Source organism: Rhodoferax sp. P2_H8_2 (assembly GCF_056403235.1).
Genome location: NZ_JBFUFW010000001.1, coordinates 231,475 through 252,816, shown reverse-complemented (window position 1 = coordinate 252,816; position 21,342 = coordinate 231,475). Strand labels below are relative to the sequence as shown.

The 21,342-nt window shown below is 59.9% G+C and carries 22 protein-coding genes; 14 read left to right on the top strand and 8 right to left on the bottom strand.

The window, feature by feature from the left end:
- Positions 1 to 40: 40 nt before the first annotated feature.
- A complete protein-coding gene (locus AC1DV6_RS01245; RefSeq protein ID WP_477974378.1) occupies positions 41 to 835 on the top strand; it encodes an enoyl-CoA hydratase-related protein in 795 nt (264 codons plus the stop codon).
- Here AC1DV6_RS01245 and AC1DV6_RS01240 read toward each other — a convergent pair.
- From AC1DV6_RS01240 to AC1DV6_RS01225, 4 genes are read right to left on the bottom strand one after another with little or no spacing between them, the layout of a single operon-like run.
- A complete protein-coding gene (locus AC1DV6_RS01240) occupies positions 832 to 2,637 on the bottom strand; it encodes a M61 family metallopeptidase (RefSeq protein ID WP_477974377.1) in 1,806 nt (601 codons plus the stop codon). The genes AC1DV6_RS01245 and AC1DV6_RS01240 overlap by 4 nt on opposite strands.
- 57 nt (positions 2,638 to 2,694) lie before the next feature.
- Positions 2,695 to 3,414: a DsbC family protein gene (locus tag AC1DV6_RS01235; RefSeq protein ID WP_477974376.1), complete on the bottom strand. Its 720-nt coding sequence runs from the start codon at positions 3,412 to 3,414 to the stop codon at positions 2,695 to 2,697.
- Between the two features lie 4 nt (positions 3,415 to 3,418).
- The gene (locus tag AC1DV6_RS01230) at positions 3,419 to 4,573 is read right to left on the bottom strand and encodes an FAD-dependent monooxygenase (RefSeq protein WP_477974375.1); all 1,155 of its coding nucleotides are present in this window, start codon (positions 4,571 to 4,573) and stop codon (positions 3,419 to 3,421) included.
- Positions 4,574 to 4,599: 26 nt separating this feature from the next.
- Complete coding sequence (locus AC1DV6_RS01225) at positions 4,600 to 6,333, bottom strand: sensor domain-containing diguanylate cyclase (RefSeq protein WP_477974374.1); 1,734 nt, start codon at positions 6,331 to 6,333, stop codon at positions 4,600 to 4,602.
- Positions 6,334 to 6,600: 267 nt separating this feature from the next.
- On the opposite strand from AC1DV6_RS01225, the gene ychF reads away from it, so the two are divergent.
- The 3 genes from ychF to AC1DV6_RS01210 are packed head-to-tail and all read left to right on the top strand — an operon-like array spanning position 6,601 to position 9,696.
- A complete protein-coding gene (gene ychF, locus AC1DV6_RS01220; RefSeq protein ID WP_477974373.1) occupies positions 6,601 to 7,692 on the top strand; it encodes a redox-regulated ATPase YchF in 1,092 nt (363 codons plus the stop codon).
- A gap of 16 nt (positions 7,693 to 7,708) precedes the next feature.
- A complete protein-coding gene (locus tag AC1DV6_RS01215; protein ID WP_477974931.1) occupies positions 7,709 to 8,608 on the top strand; it encodes a DMT family transporter in 900 nt (299 codons plus the stop codon).
- Positions 8,609 to 8,649: 41 nt separating this feature from the next.
- Positions 8,650 to 9,696 carry a Gfo/Idh/MocA family protein gene (locus AC1DV6_RS01210; protein WP_477974372.1) on the top strand — a complete coding sequence of 349 codons (1,047 nt, stop codon included), beginning with the start codon at positions 8,650 to 8,652 and terminating at the stop codon, positions 9,694 to 9,696.
- Positions 9,697 to 9,701: 5 nt separating this feature from the next.
- Here AC1DV6_RS01210 and AC1DV6_RS01205 read toward each other — a convergent pair whose 3' ends face one another.
- Positions 9,702 to 10,172 carry a YqaA family protein gene (locus AC1DV6_RS01205; RefSeq protein ID WP_477974371.1) on the bottom strand — a complete coding sequence of 157 codons (471 nt, stop codon included), beginning with the start codon at positions 10,170 to 10,172 and terminating at the stop codon, positions 9,702 to 9,704.
- A gap of 182 nt (positions 10,173 to 10,354) precedes the next feature.
- Here AC1DV6_RS01205 and dusB point away from each other — a divergent pair, with 182 nt between their 5' ends.
- The 5 genes from dusB (at position 10,355) to AC1DV6_RS01180 (ending at position 14,534) form a co-directional block, all read left to right on the top strand.
- Positions 10,355 to 11,404, top strand: coding sequence for a tRNA dihydrouridine synthase DusB (dusB, locus tag AC1DV6_RS01200; RefSeq protein ID WP_477974370.1), 1,050 nt, complete (start codon positions 10,355 to 10,357; stop codon positions 11,402 to 11,404).
- Complete coding sequence (locus AC1DV6_RS01195; protein WP_477974369.1) at positions 11,401 to 11,634, top strand: Fis family transcriptional regulator; 234 nt, start codon at positions 11,401 to 11,403, stop codon at positions 11,632 to 11,634. The genes dusB and AC1DV6_RS01195 overlap by 4 nt, the downstream gene beginning before the upstream one ends.
- A 47-nt stretch (positions 11,635 to 11,681) precedes the next feature.
- Entirely contained in the window at positions 11,682 to 13,292 is a 1,611-nt protein-coding gene (gene purH, locus AC1DV6_RS01190) for a bifunctional phosphoribosylaminoimidazolecarboxamide formyltransferase/IMP cyclohydrolase (RefSeq protein ID WP_477974368.1), read from the top strand.
- A gap of 167 nt (positions 13,293 to 13,459) precedes the next feature.
- Positions 13,460 to 13,900 carry a hypothetical protein gene (locus AC1DV6_RS01185; protein ID WP_477974367.1) on the top strand — a complete coding sequence of 147 codons (441 nt, stop codon included), beginning with the start codon at positions 13,460 to 13,462 and terminating at the stop codon, positions 13,898 to 13,900.
- Positions 13,901 to 13,943: 43 nt separating this feature from the next.
- Positions 13,944 to 14,534 carry an SIS domain-containing protein gene (locus AC1DV6_RS01180; RefSeq protein WP_477974366.1) on the top strand — a complete coding sequence of 197 codons (591 nt, stop codon included), beginning with the start codon at positions 13,944 to 13,946 and terminating at the stop codon, positions 14,532 to 14,534.
- A gap of 8 nt (positions 14,535 to 14,542) precedes the next feature.
- Here the strand turns inward: AC1DV6_RS01180 and AC1DV6_RS01175 are convergent, their stop codons facing one another.
- The 3 genes from AC1DV6_RS01175 to thiD are packed head-to-tail and all read right to left on the bottom strand — an operon-like array spanning position 14,543 to position 17,389.
- Positions 14,543 to 15,121, bottom strand: a complete 579-nt coding sequence (locus AC1DV6_RS01175; protein WP_477974365.1) for a hypothetical protein — start codon at positions 15,119 to 15,121, stop codon at positions 14,543 to 14,545.
- Positions 15,122 to 15,127: 6 nt separating this feature from the next.
- Positions 15,128 to 16,423: a glutamate-1-semialdehyde 2,1-aminomutase gene (gene hemL / locus AC1DV6_RS01170; protein WP_477974364.1), complete on the bottom strand. Its 1,296-nt coding sequence runs from the start codon at positions 16,421 to 16,423 to the stop codon at positions 15,128 to 15,130.
- Positions 16,424 to 16,465: 42 nt separating this feature from the next.
- Positions 16,466 to 17,389, bottom strand: coding sequence for a bifunctional hydroxymethylpyrimidine kinase/phosphomethylpyrimidine kinase (thiD, locus tag AC1DV6_RS01165; RefSeq protein WP_477974363.1), 924 nt, complete (start codon positions 17,387 to 17,389; stop codon positions 16,466 to 16,468).
- A 142-nt stretch (positions 17,390 to 17,531) separates the two neighbouring features.
- On the opposite strand from thiD, the gene AC1DV6_RS01160 reads away from it, so the two are divergent.
- The 5 genes from AC1DV6_RS01160 (at position 17,532) to AC1DV6_RS01140 (ending at position 21,321) form a co-directional block, all read left to right on the top strand.
- Positions 17,532 to 17,684 (top strand): rubredoxin, encoded by a 153-nt coding sequence (locus AC1DV6_RS01160; protein WP_477974929.1) that lies wholly within the window; start codon positions 17,532 to 17,534, stop codon positions 17,682 to 17,684.
- A 64-nt stretch (positions 17,685 to 17,748) separates the two neighbouring features.
- The gene (locus AC1DV6_RS01155) at positions 17,749 to 18,147 is read left to right on the top strand and encodes a response regulator (RefSeq protein ID WP_477974362.1); all 399 of its coding nucleotides are present in this window, start codon (positions 17,749 to 17,751) and stop codon (positions 18,145 to 18,147) included.
- A complete protein-coding gene (locus tag AC1DV6_RS01150) occupies positions 18,147 to 18,512 on the top strand; it encodes a response regulator (protein WP_477974361.1) in 366 nt (121 codons plus the stop codon). Before AC1DV6_RS01155 ends, AC1DV6_RS01150 begins: the two co-directional genes overlap by 1 nt.
- Before the next feature lie 12 nt (positions 18,513 to 18,524).
- The gene (locus AC1DV6_RS01145) at positions 18,525 to 19,055 is read left to right on the top strand and encodes a chemotaxis protein CheW (RefSeq protein ID WP_477974360.1); all 531 of its coding nucleotides are present in this window, start codon (positions 18,525 to 18,527) and stop codon (positions 19,053 to 19,055) included.
- 19 nt (positions 19,056 to 19,074) lie between these two features.
- Complete coding sequence (locus tag AC1DV6_RS01140) at positions 19,075 to 21,321, top strand: methyl-accepting chemotaxis protein (RefSeq protein ID WP_477974359.1); 2,247 nt, start codon at positions 19,075 to 19,077, stop codon at positions 21,319 to 21,321.
- Positions 21,322 to 21,342 lie beyond the last annotated feature (21 nt).

Sequence of the window (21,342 nt, the reverse complement as noted above, 5' to 3'; positions counted from 1 at the left end):
TTGTTGCGCAAGCGCCCACTATAGCCAAAGGGGATCAACGATGACTGACAGCACGGTGTTGTACGAAGAGCAAGGTGCGGTGGCTCTGCTGACGCTGAACCGCCCGGCGGCGTTGAATGCGTTTACCCGTGAGATGCACCACGACCTGTGGAACGCTCTGGACAGGGCGGAAGCCAACCCTGCGATTCGTGCGGTGGTGCTCACTGGTGCCGGGCGTGGCTTTTGCGCCGGAGCGGATCTGAATACCGGCGAACTAGGCCCGCAAGACAACCCGACGGGGCGACCCGATCCGGGGGGCAGCATTGAGCAGGCTTTCAACCCCACGGCGCGCCGCTTGCAAAACCTGCGCATGCCCACCGTGGTCGCCGTCAATGGCGTGGCTGCTGGGGCGGGCATGTCGTTTGTGCTGGCCTGCGACATCGCCATTGCGGCGCCCGGTGCCAGTTTTATCCAGGCCTTCAGCAAGATTGGTTTGGTGCCCGACGCGGGTAGCACCTGGTTTTTACCGCAGCGGCTGGGCATGCCGCGCGCGTTGGCGCTGGCGATGACGGGTGACAAGCTAATGGCGCCGCAAGCGAAAGAGTGGGGTTTGATTTGGGAAGTGGCTGAGGATTGTGTGGCTGCCAGTCTGGCTATGGCCCAACGCCTGGCTGCGATGCCCACGCAGGCATTGGTTGCGACACGGCACTTGTTGCGCGACGCCTGCAGCCGTCCGTTGAATGCGCAACTCGATGCCGAGCGCGATGCGCAGTCGGCCATGGGCAAAACGCACGACTACGTGGAAGGGGTGCTAGCGTTTCGGGAGAAGCGCCAACCCAACTTCACGGGAGACTAGTTCCCCTTAGCGTCCAGCCAGGGGGTCACACGGCTCAGGTCACCCGCATTCAGGCGCCAGGCCTTGCTGGTGGCAGGCAGTGTCAGCGACAACTGCATCAGCCGTTTGTCGCGTGCGATCCAGGCGGTGAGTTTCTTCGACTTGCTGGTGTAGAGCTGCAAATCATCCAGCGTTTGCAGACGCCATGGGCCTGATACATCTTTGGTGTCGCTGACAGCAACCCATTCATCACCGCTGGAAAAACCAGCTGCTTCCGCCGCGCCACCGCGCAGTACGTTGGTGATGAAGATACCGCCACTTTCTTTTACGCGGATGCCCAGTTGTTGCGCAATCTGGTCGGGTTCATGCTGCACCAGCACCCCCAACCTTTCCAGCAGGGCTTCCAGCGGCAATTCACGGGTGCTGTGCACCCACTGTGCGATCTCTTTAGCGTAGGAGCGACCACCGAGCCCCTGCAGCACGGCCAGCAGATCGGCCTCGGTCATCGGTCCGCCATCGCAACGCGCCCACAGCCCGCGCATCACTGCGTCCAGCGTGGTCTTGCCTTCAGCGCGCAGCGTCAGGTCAAGGCAGAGCGCAACCAGCGAACCTTTGGAGTAGTAGCTGACCGTTGCGTTGGGCGTGTTCTCGTCCTGACGGTAGAACTTGACCCAGGCATCAAAGCTGGCTTGCGCCACCGTTTGCACCAAGCGCCCTGGCGTTTGCTGCACCTGGTTGACGGTCTTGGTCAGCAGTTTGAAATAGGTTGCGTTGTCGATCAGGCCGGCGCGGCGTAGCAGCAGGTCATCGTAGTAGCTGGTGAAGCCCTCGAAGAACCACAGCAACTCGGTGTAGTTCTCGCCGGTGTAGTCGTATTGCGCCAGCTCCGAAGGGCGCAGACGTTTGACGTTCCAGGTGTGGAAATACTCGTGGCTGATCAGCCCCAACAGCGTGGTGTAGCCCTCGGGTTGCTTGTGCGCGCCGGTAGACAGTGCGCCCTGTGGCAGGCGTGGCAAATCCTTGCGGGTGCTGATCAGTGCGGTGGAGTTGCGATGCTCCAGGCCGCCGTAGCCGTCGCCCACCGCATTCAGCATGAAGACGTAGTTCTTGAATGGAATCGCTTTCTTCTGGCTGCCATGCCAAAAACGGATTTCTTCTTCGCAGATGGCCTTGGTATCGGCCAATAATTTCTCGCCGTCAAAACTGGGCGCAGCACCGGCCACGACAAAGCGGTGCGGGATACCTGCGGCGGTGAAGGTGCCGCTCCAGAACGCACCCATTTCTACCGGGCAATCCACCAAAGTGTCGTAGTTGTCGGCAACATAGGTGCCAAAACCTTGCTTGCTCACGCGTTGCGGCACCAGACCTGTTGCCACGCTCCAGCCTTCCATCCCTTTGCCTTGCACCACTTCCAGTGTGTGCGGTGCGGCTTCCTGTCCGCGCACGCGCAAGCACAGGCTGGTACCGTTGAAAAAGCCGCGACTGGCGTCCAACCAGGCCGTGCGCACCGAGTTGTCCAGTGCGTAAACGGCGTAGCTGACTTGCAGCGGTTCGCCCGCTACGCAGTCCGCCTGCCACGCGGCCTTGTCATGCTGCGTCAATGCAACTTTGCGCTTGCCCTGAATGGCGCTCAGTTGCTGTAAATGTTTAGAAAACTCGCGCACCAGATAGCTGCCAGGAATCCAGACCGGAAGGTCCAGCACCTGTTGCGCGGCGGGGTTGGCAATCGTCAGCGTGACCTGAAACAGATGGTTATGCAGGTTGTCTACGCTGACGCAGTAGTGCACGGCACTTGTGGCGGCTTTGGCTTTGGATTTAGGCATCAAACGGGGCTCCGGCGCCCGCAGAATGTGCGTAAGGCGCTATAAAAAAAGTAGTAACTATTCTTTGGCTTCGGCCAGCAGCTTCTCGATCTGCTTGTTGTCGATAGCGCCTGGAACACGGGTGCCATTGGTAAAGAACAGCGTGGGTGTGCCGGTAATCTTGTGCGCGCGGCCGAGCTCTACATTGCGGTCCAGCGCGGAGGCATCGCAGGTGCCACCCTGTGGCAGCGCCTGCTCGCGCACCATCCAGTCCTGCCAGGTCTTGGCCCTATCCTTGGCGCACCAGATGGTCTTGGATTTTTCGGTCGAGTCCGGGCCCAGGATGGGGTACAGGAACATGTAAACGGTGACGTTGTCGACCTTCTGCAAATCACGTTCGAAGCGCTTGCAGTAGCCGCAGTTCGGGTCTTCAAACACGGCAATCTTGCGTTCGCCTTTGCCACGCACGATAACGAATGCGTCCTTGAATGGCAGGCTGTCGAACTTGACGGCAGTCAGTTTGTCGATGCGTTCTTCAGTCAGGTTGCGGCGCTGTTTGGTATCGATCAGGCTGCCCTGGATCAGGTAGTTGCCCTGCGCGTCGGTGTAATAAATGTCGGTGCCGCTGACCCGCAGCTCGTAGATGCCTGGAATGCCGGTCTTGTTGACTTCATCAATGGGTTTGAGCTGGGGCACGCGCTCGCCCAGGTTCTTGCGGATGACCGCTTCCTGCGCAATAGCGCCCAGACTGCATAGCGCTAACAGCGCCAAGGAAATGATTTTTGTACGGGTGAACATCGGTTTAATTCCTGGTGGGGTCTGTCGTGTGGGCCGAAGGGCTGTCGCCCATGGCACGGCTGGTGACCCAGTGTTTGAGAGGGCCGCTGCGGTCAAATTGCAGCATGCCCCAGTTGCGGATATTTTGCAGCAAAGCGTCGGGGCGGTCGAAAAGGCGTTGCAAGGCGTCCGTGGATCCACCGACCATGGACAACTCCGCCTTGCGCGCGCGCTCGTACTGGCGCAACAGGCGCACATCATCGACACCGCGCCAGTAAGGCCGGGTGTCCAGCAAGGTGACCAGTTCCATCACATCGCCCAGTCCCAGATTCAGGCCTTGTCCGGCCAATGGGTGCACGGTGTGCGCCGCGTCACCGGCCAATACCCAGGAGCCACCGCTGTTCTGACCGCACCAGCGTTGTGCCTGGGCTTGCTGCAGCGGCCAGACCACGCGGTCGCTGCACAGCGTAAGCCCGCCCAAAGCGCCATGGCTAGCTTGCTGCAGTTGCACAGCAAAGGCGGTTGCGTCGTATTGCTGCAATTCGGCGGCCCGCTCCGGTGTGACTGACCAAACAATGGCGCAGCGCTTGCCCTCGGCACCATCCAGCGGCAAAAAGGCCAGCACCTCACCTTTGGAAAACCATTGCCGCGCGACCTGGCCGTGTGGCTTTTCAAACTGCACGCGCGTGGCCAAGGCTGTTTGTCCGTAGGCGGCCACATCGAACTCCACGCCCAGTTCATCGCGCGTCTGGCTGGCTTTGCCTTCGCAGACCACGGTGAGTGCCGCGTCTACGGGCGCTTCAACGACGGTGATCAAGGGCTGAAACCGCACGGCATCGCTCAGCAGGGTTTCCAGCGCAGGCACATCGACAATCCAGTTGAGCGCCTCTGCACCCTGTTCCTGCGCGGCAAAGCGCACCTGGCCATCGCGGTCGCCATGCACTTCCATGGACAGCACCGGCGTGGCAGACGTTTCATTGGGCCAGCAACGCACCGACTCCAGCAGCGCACGGGACCGCGCATTGAGCGCATAGGCGCGTACATCATGGTGGCCACTGGCGGCGGGTGCTGCGGGGGGCTGCACCATCGCTACACGCAGGCGTTTGGCAGCCAGCAAGAGCGCAAGCGAGCGCCCGACTATGCCCGCACCACGGACACATACGTCGAATTTTTTGACCATGGCCCGATTGTAGGAGGCGCAGCCTTTCAGGCCAGGACATCCAGCGGTGCAGCCATCGTGGCTTCAGGCTCCAAGAAACGGATCGGGCGGCGGGTGCGCGGCGACATGCTGCCCAGCACTTCGTCCAGCTTGGTCATCGCCTCGGCCATGGGCAGCGGACGCTCATGCAGCAAGACGGCGGAAATGTGGAATTGCAAAGTCACTTCCGGGTGCAGGTTTTTGAGGGGAATCAACCCCGAGGCGATCAGTTTGACCATGCGCTCAGTCACTTCCTGGCGCGTCCGCACACCTTCGAGCAACAGCGCAAAGCGCGCCGATCCCACGCGTCCGGCCTGGTCCACATCGCGCAGCACCCGGTGCAGCTTGACCACGGCGCGTAGCAGGCATTGTTCTGCCGTCTGGTCGCCCATGGTTTCGCGGATGTGCTCGTGGTTGATGACGTCTACCAGCAGCAGCGCAATCGGATCCTGTTCTTCAATCACGCGGGTGCGCGCTTCCTGCATGGCTTTCTCGAAAGCCTCCGGTGTCAGGATACCGGTCAGCGCATCCTGCGTGGGCAGCGCTTGATGGCGTGCACGCAGTTCCTTGCGGTCATGGGTGGCAACGCTCAGTGCATGCACGATCAGCGGCACCGTCAGCGCCACCATCGCAGACATCACGTAGCGCAACTCCCAGATGGTGGGGGCGAAGCCAACGGATTCGGCCATCATCCACATCAGCATCACAAACTGCGGCGCAAATGCCAGCATCAGCCAGCGCGCAACGGTTGAGCCGCCGCGCCAGTTCAGGAGCGTGGCGAGCAGGCAGCATGTGGTGGAGAGAAAGATAAAGGCCGAGCCAATCATGTCCGCCAACGGACGGTCCAGCACGGTGAAGCCCAGCACGGACGCCAGTGTGGCCCAGCCCACCACTTCCAGAAATCGGTCGTAGCGCCGGAAGCGCACCGACAAGCCGTATAGATGGCGCACAAACAGCACCGTGGTGCCCATCGCCAGCATGCGTACGCAACTGGAGGCCATGTCGCCGAAATCGGGTGATGCGCCCCACCACAGCGCGTTGGCGATGCCATTGATCTGCGCGATCGTCATGGCGATCAGCAAGCCGTAACCGCTGGCCCAAGCGTCCGCCTTGTTGCGGTGTTCCAGATACCGGATCAATGACAGCAGCGCCAGCGCCAGCGTCATCCCCAGGATCGCTCCCAGGTAAACATATTCGCGCAAGCGGTCGACATCGCGCTCGGCAGTCGATGCCAGCAAGATAGGCAGGCTCACATGCTTGAAATTGCGCACCCGGATAAACACGTCCTGCGCCGCCCCTGCAGGAAGGGTCAGATCAAAGTCTGCGTGCAGGGCCTTTTTGGTCCATTCGGACTGCGCCCGGGTGTCGCCAGCAATCTGCTGCGTCCAGCCGCCCCTGCCATCGGGCTGGTAGAGCTTGATGCAGTCCAGCGTAGGCAGTGGAATGCTCAGGGTCCAGCGCGTGGAGTTGCCGTGCGGTATTTGCAGCCGCAGCTTGATCCACAGCGTGTCACCTTGATGCAGGTTGTAACGGTACTGCGCTTCCTGCGATTCGAATTGCGTGGTTCTGGCAGCAACGGCTTCTATCTTCGAAGTGTTCTGCATCTCCACCCAGCTGAGTACTGGGCCAGTGATCTGGAATTTGGGGGTGTTGTCCGTCAGCGTTATGGTTTCTGCCGCATGGACGGAGCCGACTCCAACTCCAAACAGCACAAGCGCGGCACACGCGCGCGACAACCACATTGGTAACAATTCGGCTCCCTGACTATAGAGGTTCTGGACGGAAACAAACGTCGCATTGTAGGGGGACGGCTTCGCTGATTTCCCCAGCCGTGACCGATTAGTACAATTGGCGCTATTCCCCAGGACGCAGCAAAGGCAACCAAGTTGCGTTCTGGTCAGTTTTTTGCAAACCCCCGTCCGCCTTTGGCTTTGTGCGCCATTCGGCACTTCCACGATGCCCCTACAGGGTGCGATGGTTCAAAGGGGGTTGACCCTTAAGGAAATCCCATGAGTTTGAAATGCGGCATCGTCGGCCTGCCCAATGTCGGTAAATCCACCCTGTTCAATGCGCTGACCAAGGCGGGCATTGCGGCGGAGAACTATCCGTTCTGCACCATTGAGCCCAACGTCGGCATCGTCGAAGTGCCGGACTCGCGCATGGACCAGCTCGCCACCATCGTCAAGCCGGAGCGCATCGTGCCTGCGGTGGTTGAGTTTGTGGACATTGCCGGTTTGGTGGCGGGCGCTTCCACTGGCGAAGGTCTGGGCAACAAATTCCTGTCGCACATCCGCGAGACCGACGCGACCATCAATGTGGTGCGCTGCTTTGAAGACGACAACGTGATTCACGTCGCCGGCAAGGTCGATCCGATTGCAGACATTGAAGTTATTCAAACCGAGCTGTGCCTGGCCGACCTGGGTGCGGTGGAAAAAGGCTTGCACCGTGTCACCAAGCTGGCGCGATCGGGAGACAAGGAAGCCATCAAGCTGGTCGCAATCCTGGAGAAATGCCAGGCCGCGCTGAACGAAGCCAAGCCGGTGCGCACACTGGACTTCAGCAAGGAAGAGCAGCCGCTGCTGCAGCAATTCTTTTTGATCACCGCCAAGCCGGCGATGTTTGTGGCCAACGTGTCTGAAACCGGTTTTGAGAACAACCCGCTGTTGGACCGTCTGAAGGAATTCGCCGCCAAGCAAAACGCGCCCGTCGTCGCAATCTGCGCCAAGCTCGAAGCCGAAATGTCGGAGATGAGCGACGAAGACCGCCAGATGTTCCTCGAAGAACTGGGCCAGACCGAGCCCGGCCTGAACCGCCTGATCCGTTCTGCCTACAAACTGCTGGGCCTGCAAACCTACTTCACCGCCGGTGTGAAGGAAGTGCGCGCATGGACCATCCACGTCGGCGACACCGGTCCTCAAGCGGCCGGCGTGATCCACACCGATTTTGAGAAGGGCTACATCCGCGCCCAGACCATTGCGTTTGACGACTACATCGCGTTCAAGGGCGAGCAGGGCGCCAAGGACGCGGGCAAGATGCGCGCGGAAGGCAAGGAATACGTCGTCAAGGATGGCGACGTGATGAACTTCCTGTTCAGCTCCTGATCTTTTCTTGACCCCGGTGCTGCCGTTCTCTTACGACTGGCTGGCCTTGGGGGCTGCGGCATGCTGGGCCCTGACCAGCGTCATTTCTGCACCACAAGCGCGCCACCTTGGCGCCTTTGCGTTCACGCGCTGGCGCATGTCAGTGGTGTTTCTGATGCTGTTACCGGTGGTGCTGTGGACCGGTAGCTGGCAGCGCATCGACCTGGCGCAAGCGGGCGCGCTGGCCATCAGTGGCCTGATTGGCATCTTTGTCGGTGATACGGCCCTGTTTGCGGCAATGAACCGTTTGGGGCCGCGGCGTACTGGTGTTCTCTTCGCGACCCATGCCGTGTTCAGCGCGTTGCTGGGTTTTCTTCTGTTGGATGAGCGCATGGGCTGGCAAGCCATGCTGGGCGGTGGGCTGGTGGTGGGTGGTGTGATGACTGCAGTCGCCTGGGGTAGCCACAAGGACGAATCCCACGCCTGGGAAACCTTGCATGGTCACTGGGGCTTGGGCGTAGCGCTGGCGTTGCTGGCAGCGCTGTGCCAGGCACTGGGCTCGTTGATTGCCAAGCCTGTGATGGCCAGTGGTGTCGACCCGGTGGCGGCGACGGCCCTGCGCGTGGCAGCTACCTGCGTCGCGCATCTGGCGCTGCTATGGGGCGGCTTTGCTGCGGCGCGTTCAGTACAGCCGCCCACGCTACGGGTGCTGTCGCGCGTGGGTTTGAGCGGCATGATTGGCATGGGGTTGGGCATGAGCCTGATCCTGCTGGCACTGCAACACGGCGATGTGGGCATGGTCGGCATCCTGTCATCGGTGTCGCCAGTGCTGGTCTTGCCACTGTTGTGGTGGCGCCTGGGCCGTGCGCCTGCGCGGGGTGCCTGGCTGGGCGCGTCGCTGACCGTATTCGGAACTGTATTGGTTTTAGTCCGCTAGAGCGCATGGAATGTGCGTGAGTAGCTTCTGAAAGAATAGCAATGACATCGAAGACCTCACCTGCTGGAAACGCTACTTCAACATTTGCATGGGCCATCGTTGGCCCCGGCCGCATCGCCAACCGGTTTGCGGAGGCTGTGCAAGGTTTGCCGGATGCCGAACTCGTGTGGGTTGTCGGGCGCGATCTGGAGCGTGCGCAAGCCTTTGCGCGCAAGTGGAGTACGGCGGATGCCGTGGTTCAAGCCGGTACAGCGCTGGAAGCGGCGCTTGCCGATCCGCGTGTCGATGGTGTCTACATTGCCACTCCGCATGCACAGCACGCGTCCGCAGTCGCGCAATGCCTGGCTGCTGGCAAGCCGGTCTTGTGCGAGAAGCCGTTGGTTCCCAGTGTTGCGATTGCCCAGCCGTTGATAGCCCAGTCGCGTGCCTCCGGTGTCTTCCTGATGGAGGCCCTGTGGTCGCGTTTTTTGCCTGGGTTTGACCAGGTCGGCCAATGGCTGCGTGCCGGCGCCATTGGCAAGGTGAGGGCGATCCACTCCACGTTTTGCTTTCCAGCCGCTTTCGACCCGAACAGCCGCGTGTTCGCCCCCGAACTGGCCGGCGGCGCCTTGCTGGATATTGGCATTTACAACATCAGCATGTCGCGCTGGGTATTGCAGACCAGTTTGGGCGCGTGTCCGCCCATCGTGCATTCCGATGTGCACGGCGTGCTGGCGCCCACCGGTGTGGACCAGCGCGTCAACGCATCGTTTACTTTTGACGATGGTGTGGCGATTCAGTGGGTCTGCGCGGTGGACACCAGTTCCAGCAACAGCATGCAGATCCTGGGCGAGAAGGGCCATATCCAGTTGCCACGCGACTTCCACCATGCCGAAGAGGTGGTGCTGGTTCGCCATGGCGAGGCAGAGCAACGTGTGCAAACGCCGTTTGGCATCAATGGGTTTGAATACGAAATCGCCGAGGCCATGCATTGCATACGTGCGGGCCTGCATGAAAGCCCACGCATGCCGCACAGCGAGACGCTGGCTACGCTGGAATGGATGGACGCGATACGCTCCAGATTGGGCGTGCGCTATCCGTTTGAGTAAGTCGCCTAAGGCGCAAAGACGCCAGTCAGTGCCAGTGTCCACACCACATAGCGCGCGAATTTGCCAATTGCCATGTAAAACAGGCAGGGCCAAAACGGCAGCTTGAGCCAACCGGCCACCGCACACAACGGGTCGCCGACCAGCGGCAGCCAGGCCAGCAGGCATGCTTTGGGACCCATTTTTTCCAGCCAGTCCAATGCGCGAACATGGTGTGACGAGTGCCGGTACTTGTCTGCCACCTTGTGGGCGCCATAGCCCATCCACCAATCCAGCGCGCCACCCAATGTGTTGCCCACGGTGGCGACTGCAATCACCTGCCACAGCAGTTCGGGGTTCAGCGACACCAGCCCGTAGACGACGGGCTCGGAGCCCAGCGGTAACAACGTGGCGGAAATGAAAGAGACAACAAACACCGTACCCAGGCTGTATTGCGGAAGGGCCAGCAATGCCAGCAGTTGGGAGATCCAGGAGTCCATACGGGGCAGTGTAGCCATCGGGGAAATCCCACTTGGTTCGCCGCTGCACCGACAACGAATTACAACTAGGGTTTTCCTGATGCCTGGTTGTCGCCCCCGTTTCAATTGCTGAAATAATAGGCAGCTAGAATCAGCCCTCGCTCGGCACCCGTCTTCCGTTTCACCACCTTTCAGCCCCACCCATGCAAATCGGCCAGTTCGCTTTGGCGAATCATCTGTTTGTCGCCCCTATGGCGGGGGTGACAGACCGCCCGTTTCGGCAGTTGTGCAAGCGGCTGGGCGCGGGCTATGCGGTCAGCGAGATGGTGACTTCGCGCAAGGACTTGTGGAACACGCTGAAGACCTCGCGCCGCGCCAACCACGACGGCGAGCCAGGGCCCATTGCCGTACAGATTGCCGGTACTGAAGCCCCAATGATGGCCGAGGCCGCGCTGTACAACATCGACCGCGGCGCGCAGATCATCGATATCAACATGGGCTGCCCGGCAAAAAAAGTGTGTAACAAATGGGCAGGCTCGGCGCTGATGCAGGACGAGAAGCTGGCGATGGAGATCGTGCAGGCCGTCGTAGACGCCTGCGCGCCGCGCAATGTGCCAGTGACTTTGAAGATGCGCACCGGCTGGAGCCCGGAGCACAAAAACGTCGTAACACTGGCCCTCGCAGCCGAGAGCGCTGGCGTGCAGATGGTCACGGTACATGGCCGCACCCGCGAACAGGGCTACAAGGGTGCTGCCGAATACGACACGATTGCTGCAGTCAAGGCCGCATTGAAGATCCCAGTGGTGGCCAACGGTGACATCACCTCACCAGAAAAAGCGCGCGAAGTTTTGCTGGCAACCGGTGCTGACGCGATCATGGTCGGCCGCGCCGCGCAAGGTCGCCCCTGGATATTCCGCGAGATCGACCATTTTCTGGAAACCGGCACGCACCTTGCTCCGCCACTGGTGAGCGAAGTCAAGCGGTTGCTGATCGAACACTTGCATGACCACTACAGCCTGTATGGCGAGTTCATCGGTGTGCGTTCGGCGCGCAAACACATTGGCTGGTACGTACGCGATCTGCCGGGCGGCGAAGACTTTCGCGCAGCGATGAACCTGCTGGAAGAACCGGCGGCGCAGGTCGATGCCGTCAACGCCTTTTTCGAGACGATTAATCACAACATGGACCGCATCCCTGAACAGGCGATCGCGGCCAACACCAAGGGTATGGACATGATGGAACTGGCAGCATGAGCAAGAAGCACATTGAAGAGTGCGTGCGCGCAAGCCTGGAGGGCTATTTCAAGGACCTGCGCGGTACGGAGCCCGACGGCATGTACGACATGCTGGTCAGTGCGGTGGAAAAACCACTGCTGGAAGTGGTGATGGCGCAGGCCGACCAGAACCAGTCCCGTGCCGCCCAATGGCTGGGCCTGAACCGCAACACGCTGCGCAAAAAACTGCTCGAACACAAACTTTTGTGAAACTTTGCGGGACAGATCTTTAGCTCCGTCCCCAACGAATGAAATCTATGACCGCCACCCAAACCGCTCTTCTCTCCGTCTCTGACAAAACCGGTATCGTCGAACTCGCGCAAGCCTTGCACGCACAAGGCATCAAGTTGCTGTCCACCGGCGGTACCGCCAAACTGCTGGCTGAAAAAGGTCTGCCCGTGACCGAGGTGGCCGAGATGACCGGCTTTCCCGAAATGCTGGATGGTCGGGTGAAGACACTGCACCCGCGTGTGCATGGCGGTCTGTTGGCCCGCCGCGATTTTCCGGCGCATATGGCCGCGCTCGCTGAACACAAGATTGACACCATCGACGTATTGGTCGTGAACCTATATCCGTTTGAATCCACCGTTGCCAAACCAGGTTGCACGCTGGAAGACGCGATTGAGAACATCGATATCGGCGGCCCTGCGATGGTGCGCAGCGCCGCCAAGAACTGGAAAGATGTGGCGGTGCTGACCGACGCATCGCAATACGCCACGGTGATGGCCGAGCTGAAGGCTGCGGGCAAGGTCTCCGACAAGACAAAGTTCGCGCTGTCGGTTGCCGCGTTCAACCGTATCAGCCAGTACGACGGCGCAATCAGCGATTACCTGAGTTCAGTGCAACTGGGTGATGATGTCCCAGCTGGCGATGCTGCGCCGACCCTGAGTCGCTTCCCTGCCCAGTTCAACGCCCAATACATCAAGGTGCAGGACATGCGCTACGGCGAGAACCCGCACCAAAAAGCCTCGTTCTATCGCAATGGCCGTCCTTATTTGGGCAGCCTGTCTACGGGCGTGCAGTTGCAAGGCAAGGAACTGTCGTACAACAACATCGCCGACGCCGATGCGGCGTGGGAGTGCGTCAAGAGCTTCGAGGCCAACGCCTGCGTCATCGTCAAGCACGCCAATCCGTGCGGTGTAGCGGTCGGCGTGGATGCGCTGGAGTCTTACAGCAAGGCTTTCAAGACCGACCCGACATCCGCCTTCGGCGGCATCATTGCCTTCAATTGCCCGGTGGATGGTGCGGCCGCCCAGGCTATTGCCAAGCAATTCGTTGAGGTGCTGATGGCCCCCTCCTTCACACAAGAGGCGCTGGATGTGTTCAAGGCCAAGGTCAATGTGCGCTTGCTGCAAATCGCTTTGCCCGAAGACCGTGCCCAGATCCTGTTTGCGGGTCGCAACAGCCTGGAATTCAAGCGCGTGAGTGGCGGCCTGTTGGTGCAGGAAGCCGACAACCACATCCTCAAACTGGCGGACCTCAAAGTGGTGACCACCCAGCAACCCACTGCAGAGCAACTGCAGGACTTGTTGTTTGCCTGGACGGTCGCGAAATACGTGAAGTCCAACGCCATCGTCTTCTGCAAGGGCGGCATGACCATGGGCGTAGGTGCCGGCCAAATGAGCCGTCTGGACTCCGCCCGCATCGCCAGCATCAAGGCGGGTCACGCCAACCTGTCACTGGCAGGCACAGCGGTCGCCAGCGACGCTTTCTTCCCGTTCCGTGATGGACTGGACGTCGTGGTCGACGCCGGCGCGACCTGCGTGATCCAACCCGGTGGCTCTATGCGCGACGACGAAGTCGTTGCGGCTGCCAACGAGCGTGGTGTGGCGATGGTGTTCTCTGGCGTGCGGCATTTCAGGCACTAGCCTGCTGCCGGAATCAAAAAGACCAAGCCACTTTCGGGTGGCTTTTTCATTGCCAAATCTGGCTGCGGAGCGCATGAAATGTGCGTGAGCAGCTATGAAATTAGTAGTAGTTTGAATGCGATTGTGCGGATAGCATAGGCATTGTCGAAGACCCTGCGGGAGAAACCATGCGTCGATTTCTTGTGAACAGTTGCCTCATGCTGCTATTGGCATCAGATTGCGCTTTTGCAGAGCAAGCGCTGTTTACGGGAACCTGGACCATAGATTTGCGTTCCACGCGCGAACGCAAACAGAAAGAAGAATGTGGTTCTGCGACCTTTGACCTGAAGCAGAAAGGCGACAGCATTGTTGGCGCTCACCAGATGGCAACCGTGGGTTGCGGGCGCATGAACGCAGGTGGGGAGGGTACGGTCAAAGGCATCGTGATCGGCCGCACTGCTGTGCTGGTTGTTACCAGTGGCCGCAACGGCGCCGTAGTGCTAGGGCGTGCGACGCTGAAGGGCAGTGCATTGGTGTGGGAAACACTGGAGGACATCACACCTGGTGATCCACCCACGGATTCACCGCTGATCCTGAGCAGCGGCACATTGCAGCGCGTCGGCAAATAGCCCCTGGTTCCCGGACTAACCAGCTCCAAGGGATAATTGCGCCATGAAACAGCACATTGAATCCAGTCTGCAAGAAGCCCACGTTGCACTCACCGCCTTGCTCGCCAATCCGGCCGGCCTCGCGTCTGTTGAGCAAGCCGCGCAACTTTTGATTTCCACGTTTGAAGCCAAGGGCCGCGTTTATTCCTGTGGCAATGGCGGCTCCATGTGTGACGCGATGCACTTCGCCGAAGAACTGACCGGGCGCTACCGCAAAGATCGCGCTGCGCTGGGCGCCACGGCCATCAGCGACGCGGGCCACCTGACCTGCGTGGGCAACGACCACGGCTACGACAACGTGTTCTCCCGCTACATTGAAGGCCACGGCCGCGCTGGCGATTGCCTGGTTGCTCTAAGCACCAGCGGCACCAGCAAGAACATCATCCGCGCTGCCGAGGCTGCCAAAGCCCAGGGCATGAAGGTCATCATCCTGAGTGGCAAACGCAGCGAGAAGCTGGAGCCATTGAGCGATGTCTATATCTGCACGCCCGGTGGTACCTATGCCGACCGCGTACAGGAGCTGCACATCAAGGTGTTGCACATCCTGATCGAGCTGATCGAGCGCCACTTCTTCCCGGAAAACTACCTCGACTAGAAGCGGCCTTAGAAGCGGCGCCGAAAGCCCAGTGCGAAGAAGTCTTCGCCATTGGCGCCATAGTTGTTCAGCAAATCGTAGACGGCGCACCGGTGGTGCAGCCGCACGAAAAATTCGTCAGACTTTTGCTGCGGGCGCGACAGCGCTACTTCGATGAACAGCCAGTTCAGCGTGCGGCTGCCCTGGCCGTCTTTGCCCAACTCCAGCGGGCTCACAGCTGATGTGTAGGAGATGCCAAGAGGCGCCAGTCGCAGGTCAGTTCGCAGGGTTTCGCGCCACGGAAATCCGCTAAAGCGCAATGCAGGCGCCACGGCCACTTCCCACAGCGGGGCGATGCCATTCTGGTAACCCACCATGCCATCGATTTCCAGCGAGACAGGCCACACCTCGGAGCGCCACACGGTCTTGCTGGCGGTGGCCGCAACGAGGTACTGGTCCAGAAAACTGGCGCGTCCCTGCGTGAAGCCTGCGGGCTCGGTGTCGTAGTACTTGCCGCCATAGGCGCCTACGCTCCAGTCAGGTTCGGCAGCACGCGCCTGCGGAGCAAGCGTCGCGGCAATAGCGAGAACCAGAACAGGCAGGAACATGGCGCTTTATAGCGCCTTGAAAATTTCCCTTGCTGCCGCTACGGTTTCTGCGATGTCGGCATCGGTATGTGCCGCGCTCATGAACCCGGCTTCGTACAAGGCCGGTGCAATGTAAACACCGCGGTCCAGCAGGCCGTGGAAGAAGGCGTTGAACACCTTGCTGTCGGTGGTCATGACCTTTGCGTAATTTTGCGGCAGCGCATCAAAGAAAAAGAAGCCAAACATGCCGCCTTCGGAGTCACCGCAAAACGGCAGTCCGGCAGCATGGGCGGCATCCGTCAGGCCGCTGACCAGTGCTTGTGTCTTGCGGCTCAGGTCTTCATAAAAACCGGGTTTGCCGACTTCCTTCAGTGTCGCCAATCCGCAGGCGGTTGCGACAGGGTTGCCCGATAGCGTGCCCGCTTGGTAGACGGTGCCAATCGGCGCCAGATGCTCCATCACGGCGCGCTTGCCTCCGAAAGCCGCCAGCGGCATGCCGCCGCCAATGACCTTCCCCATGACCGTCATGTCGGGCGCGAAGCCTGGGATGTCGCGGGCATAGACCTCTTGGGCGCTGCCGGGAGCGACACGGAATCCGGTCATCACCTCATCGAACACAAACAACGCGCCGTACTGCGTGCACAGCTCGCTGCAGCGCTTGACGAAGGGCACGGAGGCGCGCACGAAATTCATGTTGCCAGCTATCGGCTCAATCATCACGCAGGCGAGCTCCTTGCCGTGCAGTGCAAATGCTTCTTCCAGTTGCTGCAGGTTGTTGTACTCCAGCACCAGCGTGTGCTGCACCACCTCGGGCGGCACACCCGCGCTGGTGGGGTTGCCAAAAGTGGCGAGGCCAGAGCCAGCCTTTACCAAGAGCGCGTCGGCATGGCCGTGGTAACAACCCTCAAACTTCAAAATCTTGCTGCGGCCGGTGGCGCCGCGCGCCAGGCGGATAGCGCTCATGCCTGCTTCGGTGCCACTGCTGACCAAGCGCACCATGTCCATGCTCGGGATCAGCGCCAGGATGGCTTCGGCCAGTTCCACTTCGCGCTCGGTTGGCGCACCGAATGAGAAACCTTCCAAAATCGCTTTTTGCACGGCTTCCACCACCGCGGGGTGGCCGTGGCCCAGGATCATCGGGCCCCACGATCCGATGTAGTCGATGTAGCGTTTGTCGTTGGCGTCCCAGAAGTAAGCGCCCTGCGCGCGCTGCACAAAGCGGGGCGTGCCGCCCACGGATTTGAAGGCGCGTACCGGGGAGTTCACACCGCCGGGGATTACGCGCGCTGCGCGGTCAAAAAGTTGCTGGTTGCGGTCGGTCATGTCGGAATCGGAAAGAAATCAGTGGCGCGATCAATGGCGCCATCAGTGGCGGGTGTCGTTGGGCGAGATTTCAAAAGACGATGCATTCGCTGGATCGTCTTCGCCCTCTTCATCGTCTTCCTCCGGTTGGGCCCAGAACAGGCGGTCAGGCACCACTTGGCCCATGCCGGGTCTGAAACCACTTTCCAGGCAGCGGTCCAGATAGCTCAGCGCTTCTGTGACGGCTTCGGAGAGTTCTGTGCCGCTGGCAATCAACGCAGCCAACGCGGCCGACAGTGTGTCGCCCGCGCCCGCAAAGGTGGCCTCGAAACGTTCGTACTTGGCGCTGCAGATCACGCTGGTCGGCGAACACAGCACGTTGTCGATGAACTGTTCTGGCAAGGGGATGCCGGTAACCAGCGTGTAGGGCACGCCAAACTCATTGGCGGCTTTGGCGATGTCACGCGCTGTGGGGCTGCGATCGGAGCTCCAGTCGGGCAACAGCCAGCGCGACAAGGTGCTGTGGTTTCCAACCAACACCGTTGTTTGCGGCAACAGCAGTTCATTGCAGGCATCGAGGTACTGATCGATCAGCACCTCTTGCCACCAGGACAGGTCGGGCATATAGGCCACCAGTGGCACATCGGAGTAGTCGGAGGCAATCTCGGCAACGGCAGTCAGGTTCTCCGGGGAGCCCACAAACCCGACCTTGAAAACCTGCACCGGAACGTCTTCCAGAATGGTTCGCGCTTGTTCGCCAACGGCCTCGTCGTCCATTGGGAAATGGTCGTATATCTCGGTGGTGTCGCGCGTGTAGGCGCCAGTGACGACAGGCAGTCCGTGCGCACCTACCGAGGCCACTGCCATCAGGTCAGCCGTCAGACCACCAGCACCGCTGGGATCATTGGCGTTGAACACCATGACGCACGCAGAGGGGCCGTCGTCTGTATCTTCTATATCGGGGGGGGGAGTGGTGTGGGTCTGCATGGAAGGGCCTGGGTTCGGGTTTTTCCTCAGGCAGAATGAGGCTTCTTTCACGGCGCAGCGGGAAAACCGGTCGCGGCGCCTCTATACAATCGTTGCATTCTATTCGAAGGCCCTTTAAGCTGTGAGTGATAAAAAAACTTGGATGTGCCTGATTTGCGGCTGGATTTACGACGAAGCGCAGGGCGCTCCGGATCACGGCATCGCCGCAGGTACCTTGTGGGCTGATGTGCCCATGAATTGGACGTGCCCCGAGTGCGGGGCTCGCAAAGAAGATTTTGAGATGGTTCAGATTTGAAGGTGGATCGTTGGGATGGCGCGGCTATCTTGGATCGCAAACGCCTCTTTAGGAGTAAGGCCCTGTGAGTAACAACGGATCAACTTTCAAAGTACTGGTCATTGACGACAGCAACACCATCCGCCGCAGCGCAGAAATTTTTCTGAAGCAGGGTGGCCATGAGGTCCTGCTGGCGGAAGATGGTTTTGATGCCTTGGCCAAGGTCAATGACTACCAGCCGCATCTGATTTTTTGCGACATCCTGATGCCCAGGCTGGATGGTTACCAGACCTGCGCCATCATCAAACGCAATGCCAAATTTTCCGGCGTGCCCATCGTCATGCTGTCATCCAAGGATGGCGTTTTTGACAAGGCGCGCGGGCGCATGGTGGGGGCCCAGGACTACCTGACCAAACCGTTTACAAAAGAACAATTGCTGCAGGCTGTGCAGCAATTCGGCACTGTTTTGCAAGGAGCTGATTGATGGCGATAACAAAAGTACTGATCGTTGACGATTCAAAAACGGAACTGATGTTCCTGACAGATCTGTTGCAGAAAAATGGCTTTACCGTGCGTACCGCTGAAAACGCGGATGATGCTTTCAAGCGTCTGGCCGAAGAAACGCCCGACCTGATCCTGATGGACGTGGTGATGCCTGGCCAGAATGGTTTTCAGCTGACCCGCGCGATCAACCGTACACCGGAATACACCGATGTGCCGATCATCATCTGCACCAGCAAGAGCCTGGAGACCGACCGCGTGTGGGGCATGCGCCAAGGAGCGCGTGACTACATCACCAAACCGGTGGATGCCACCGATCTGTTCGCCAAAATCAAGGCACTGGGCTGATTCGCCGAACCCATGGCCAATCGCGAAGCACTCAGAGAACTCCAGACCCGACTCGCCAGTCGTCTGCAGGCAGCGCGCTCCGAAGGCGTGTCTGTTGCATGGCTCGCCGTGCGCGCGGGCGGCTACAACTATTTGTTCCCATTGGGACAGTCGGGTGAAATTTTTCCGGTCACCAGCATCCAGTCCGTTCCGTACGCACAGAGCTGGTTCCGTGGTGTGCACAACATCCGCGGCGGCCTGTATGGCGTGGTGGATCTTGCGGCATTCATTTTCAATGCCGGTGGTGCGCAACGACTGGAACCCGCGGCGGTGGACCCCAGTGTGGTGACACTCAACGCGGCGCTCGAAGTGAATTGCGCCTTGCAGGTGGATGCACTGGCCGGTCTGCGTGGCGCGGATGCGTTTACCGCATCGACGCCCGCGCCAGAAGGCGCGCCTTCCTTTTTCGGTAATCGGTTCACGGATGCTTCCGGCCAAGCCTGGCAGGAAGTCAACTTGCGGTCATTGTCCCTCTCCCCCCAGTTTTTGAGCATCAGCGCTTAGTTCACGTTAAGGCCACACCATGTCAGTCGTCGACCAAATCAAAAATCTGTTTTCCAAAAAATCTGCGGAGTCCGATATGGACTCCCGTTTGAGTCTGGCAACGCCGGACGGAAATTCGGAAGACCCGAGTAATGAAACGCTGATGGTTCCGCGATCCACGATGATGGCGGACGAACCGGAAGATGCGGCAACGGAAGAAATTGGCGCGCCACGAAAAGCGGGAGACCTGATCAGCATTCCGGTCCTGGGTTCGCGTACGGTGGTCGAACACCAGCGCACGCTGTCCATCATGCTGGGCGTGTCGCTGTTGCTGCTGGCCGGTGTGACCTTCTTCGCACTGAGCCAGGCGGACAAGGTGGCCCAGCAATTGGGTGCCACAGGTCAGGGTCTGATGCAGTCGCAGCGTTTGGCGAAGTCAGTGTCGCAGGCGTTGGTGGGTAGCGTTGCTGCCTTCCCCGACGTGTCGGAGAGCGCGGACGTTTTGGCCAAGACGACCCGTGGATTGGCAGGATCGCTGGATGACAGCTTCAAGCCGGAAATGGACAAAGTCACACCGCTGGTGGACCGCGCTGAAAAGAATGCCAAGGCGGTGATGGACCAGCAAAAGGTGCTGACACAGATCGGATCCGCGCTGCGCCTGATCAACCGCCAGTCGTCTGATTTGCTGGAAATCGCCGAAACGATTTCTTCTTTGAAGCTGCAGCAAAACGCACCGGCGATGGAAATTTCCGCGGTAGGCCAGTTGGTGATGTTGACGCAACGTATCGGCAAGTCGTCCAACGAGTTCTTGACCGCGGAAGGTGTGAGCCCGGAAGCCGTGTTCTTGCTGGGTAAGGACTTGAATACCTTCAAGGAAATTTCCGAAGGTTTGAAGTCCGGTAGTGCCGAGCTGCGCCTCTCTGCAGCCAAAGATTCTGCGACCAAGGAGCAGATCGATGCGCTGATCAAGATGTACGAAGACACCCGTGTTCAAGCAGGTGCGATTTTGGGCAACTTGCAGGGCTTGGTTGCCGCGCGTGAAGCGCAGGGCGCCATCATTGGTGACAGCGAACCGCTGCGCCGCAACCTGGAAGAGTTGCAGGCCAAACTGTCCGGCAAGACGGGTATCAGCGGTCTATCGCTGGCCATTCTGGTGATCGCTGCGGCGTTCGCGCTGGCTTGCGCGGGCGGTTTGTCCTATGTGCAGCTGCAGGACAGCCGTAAACGCCAAGTGGTTGCCGAAGACCAGCAGCTTGAAGCGCAACGTCAAGAACAGGAAGCCAAGCGCGTCAACGACGCCAACCAGGCCGCCATTTTGCGTTTGATGAATGAGTTGCAAACAGTGGCGGAAGGTGACTTGACGCAAGAAGCGACGGTGACCGAAGACATTACTGGCGCCATCGCCGACTCGGTGAACTACACGGTGGAAGAACTGCGCTCGCTGGTAGCCAACGTGCAGAACACGGCGGCCCGCGTCGCACAAACGACCGCCGATGTGGACGCCACGTCGACCGAACTGCTGGCAGCTTCCAACGAACAGCTGCATGAAATTCGCGAAACCGGCAAATCCGTTGTGGATATGGCGGGTCGTATTAACGAGGTGTCTACCCAGGCCCAGGAATCGGCCCGCGTAGCGCGCCAGTCCTTGCAGGCGTCAGAGTCCGGCCTGAAAGCGGTGCAGAACGCGATCGGCGGTATGAACTCCATCCGAGACCAGATCCAGGAAACGTCCAAGCGCATCAAGCGACTCGGTGAATCGTCCCAGGAGATTGGTGAAATTACCGAGCTGATCTCGGACATTACCGAACAGACCAACGTTCTGGCTTTGAACGCTGCCATTCAGGCGGCGTCTGCCGGTGAAGCCGGTCGCGGCTTCTCGGTGGTTGCGGAAGAAGTTCAGCGCCTTGCGGAACGCTCCGCAGATGCGACGCGTCAGATTTCGGCGCTGGTGAAGGCGATTCAGACCGATACGCAGGATGCGATCGGCGCTATGGAGCGCTCCACACAGGGTGTGGTCGAAGGGGCCAAGTTGTCCGACACCGCGGGTACCGCGCTGACAGAAATTGACCGCGTGTCACGCCGCGTGGCCGACCTGATTGAGCAGATCTCCAGCTCCGCGTCCCGCGAAGCCGGTCTGGCCAACGTGGTGGCCGACAACATCCAGCACATTTTTGCGGTGACCGAGCAAACCGGTGAAGGTACGCGGGTCACGGCCAATCAGGTGCGTGAGCTCTCGCGCATGGCCGAAGAGCTGCGCCAGTCCGTATCCCGATTCAAGATCGCCTGACTATCCGCCGAGCAAAGCGCT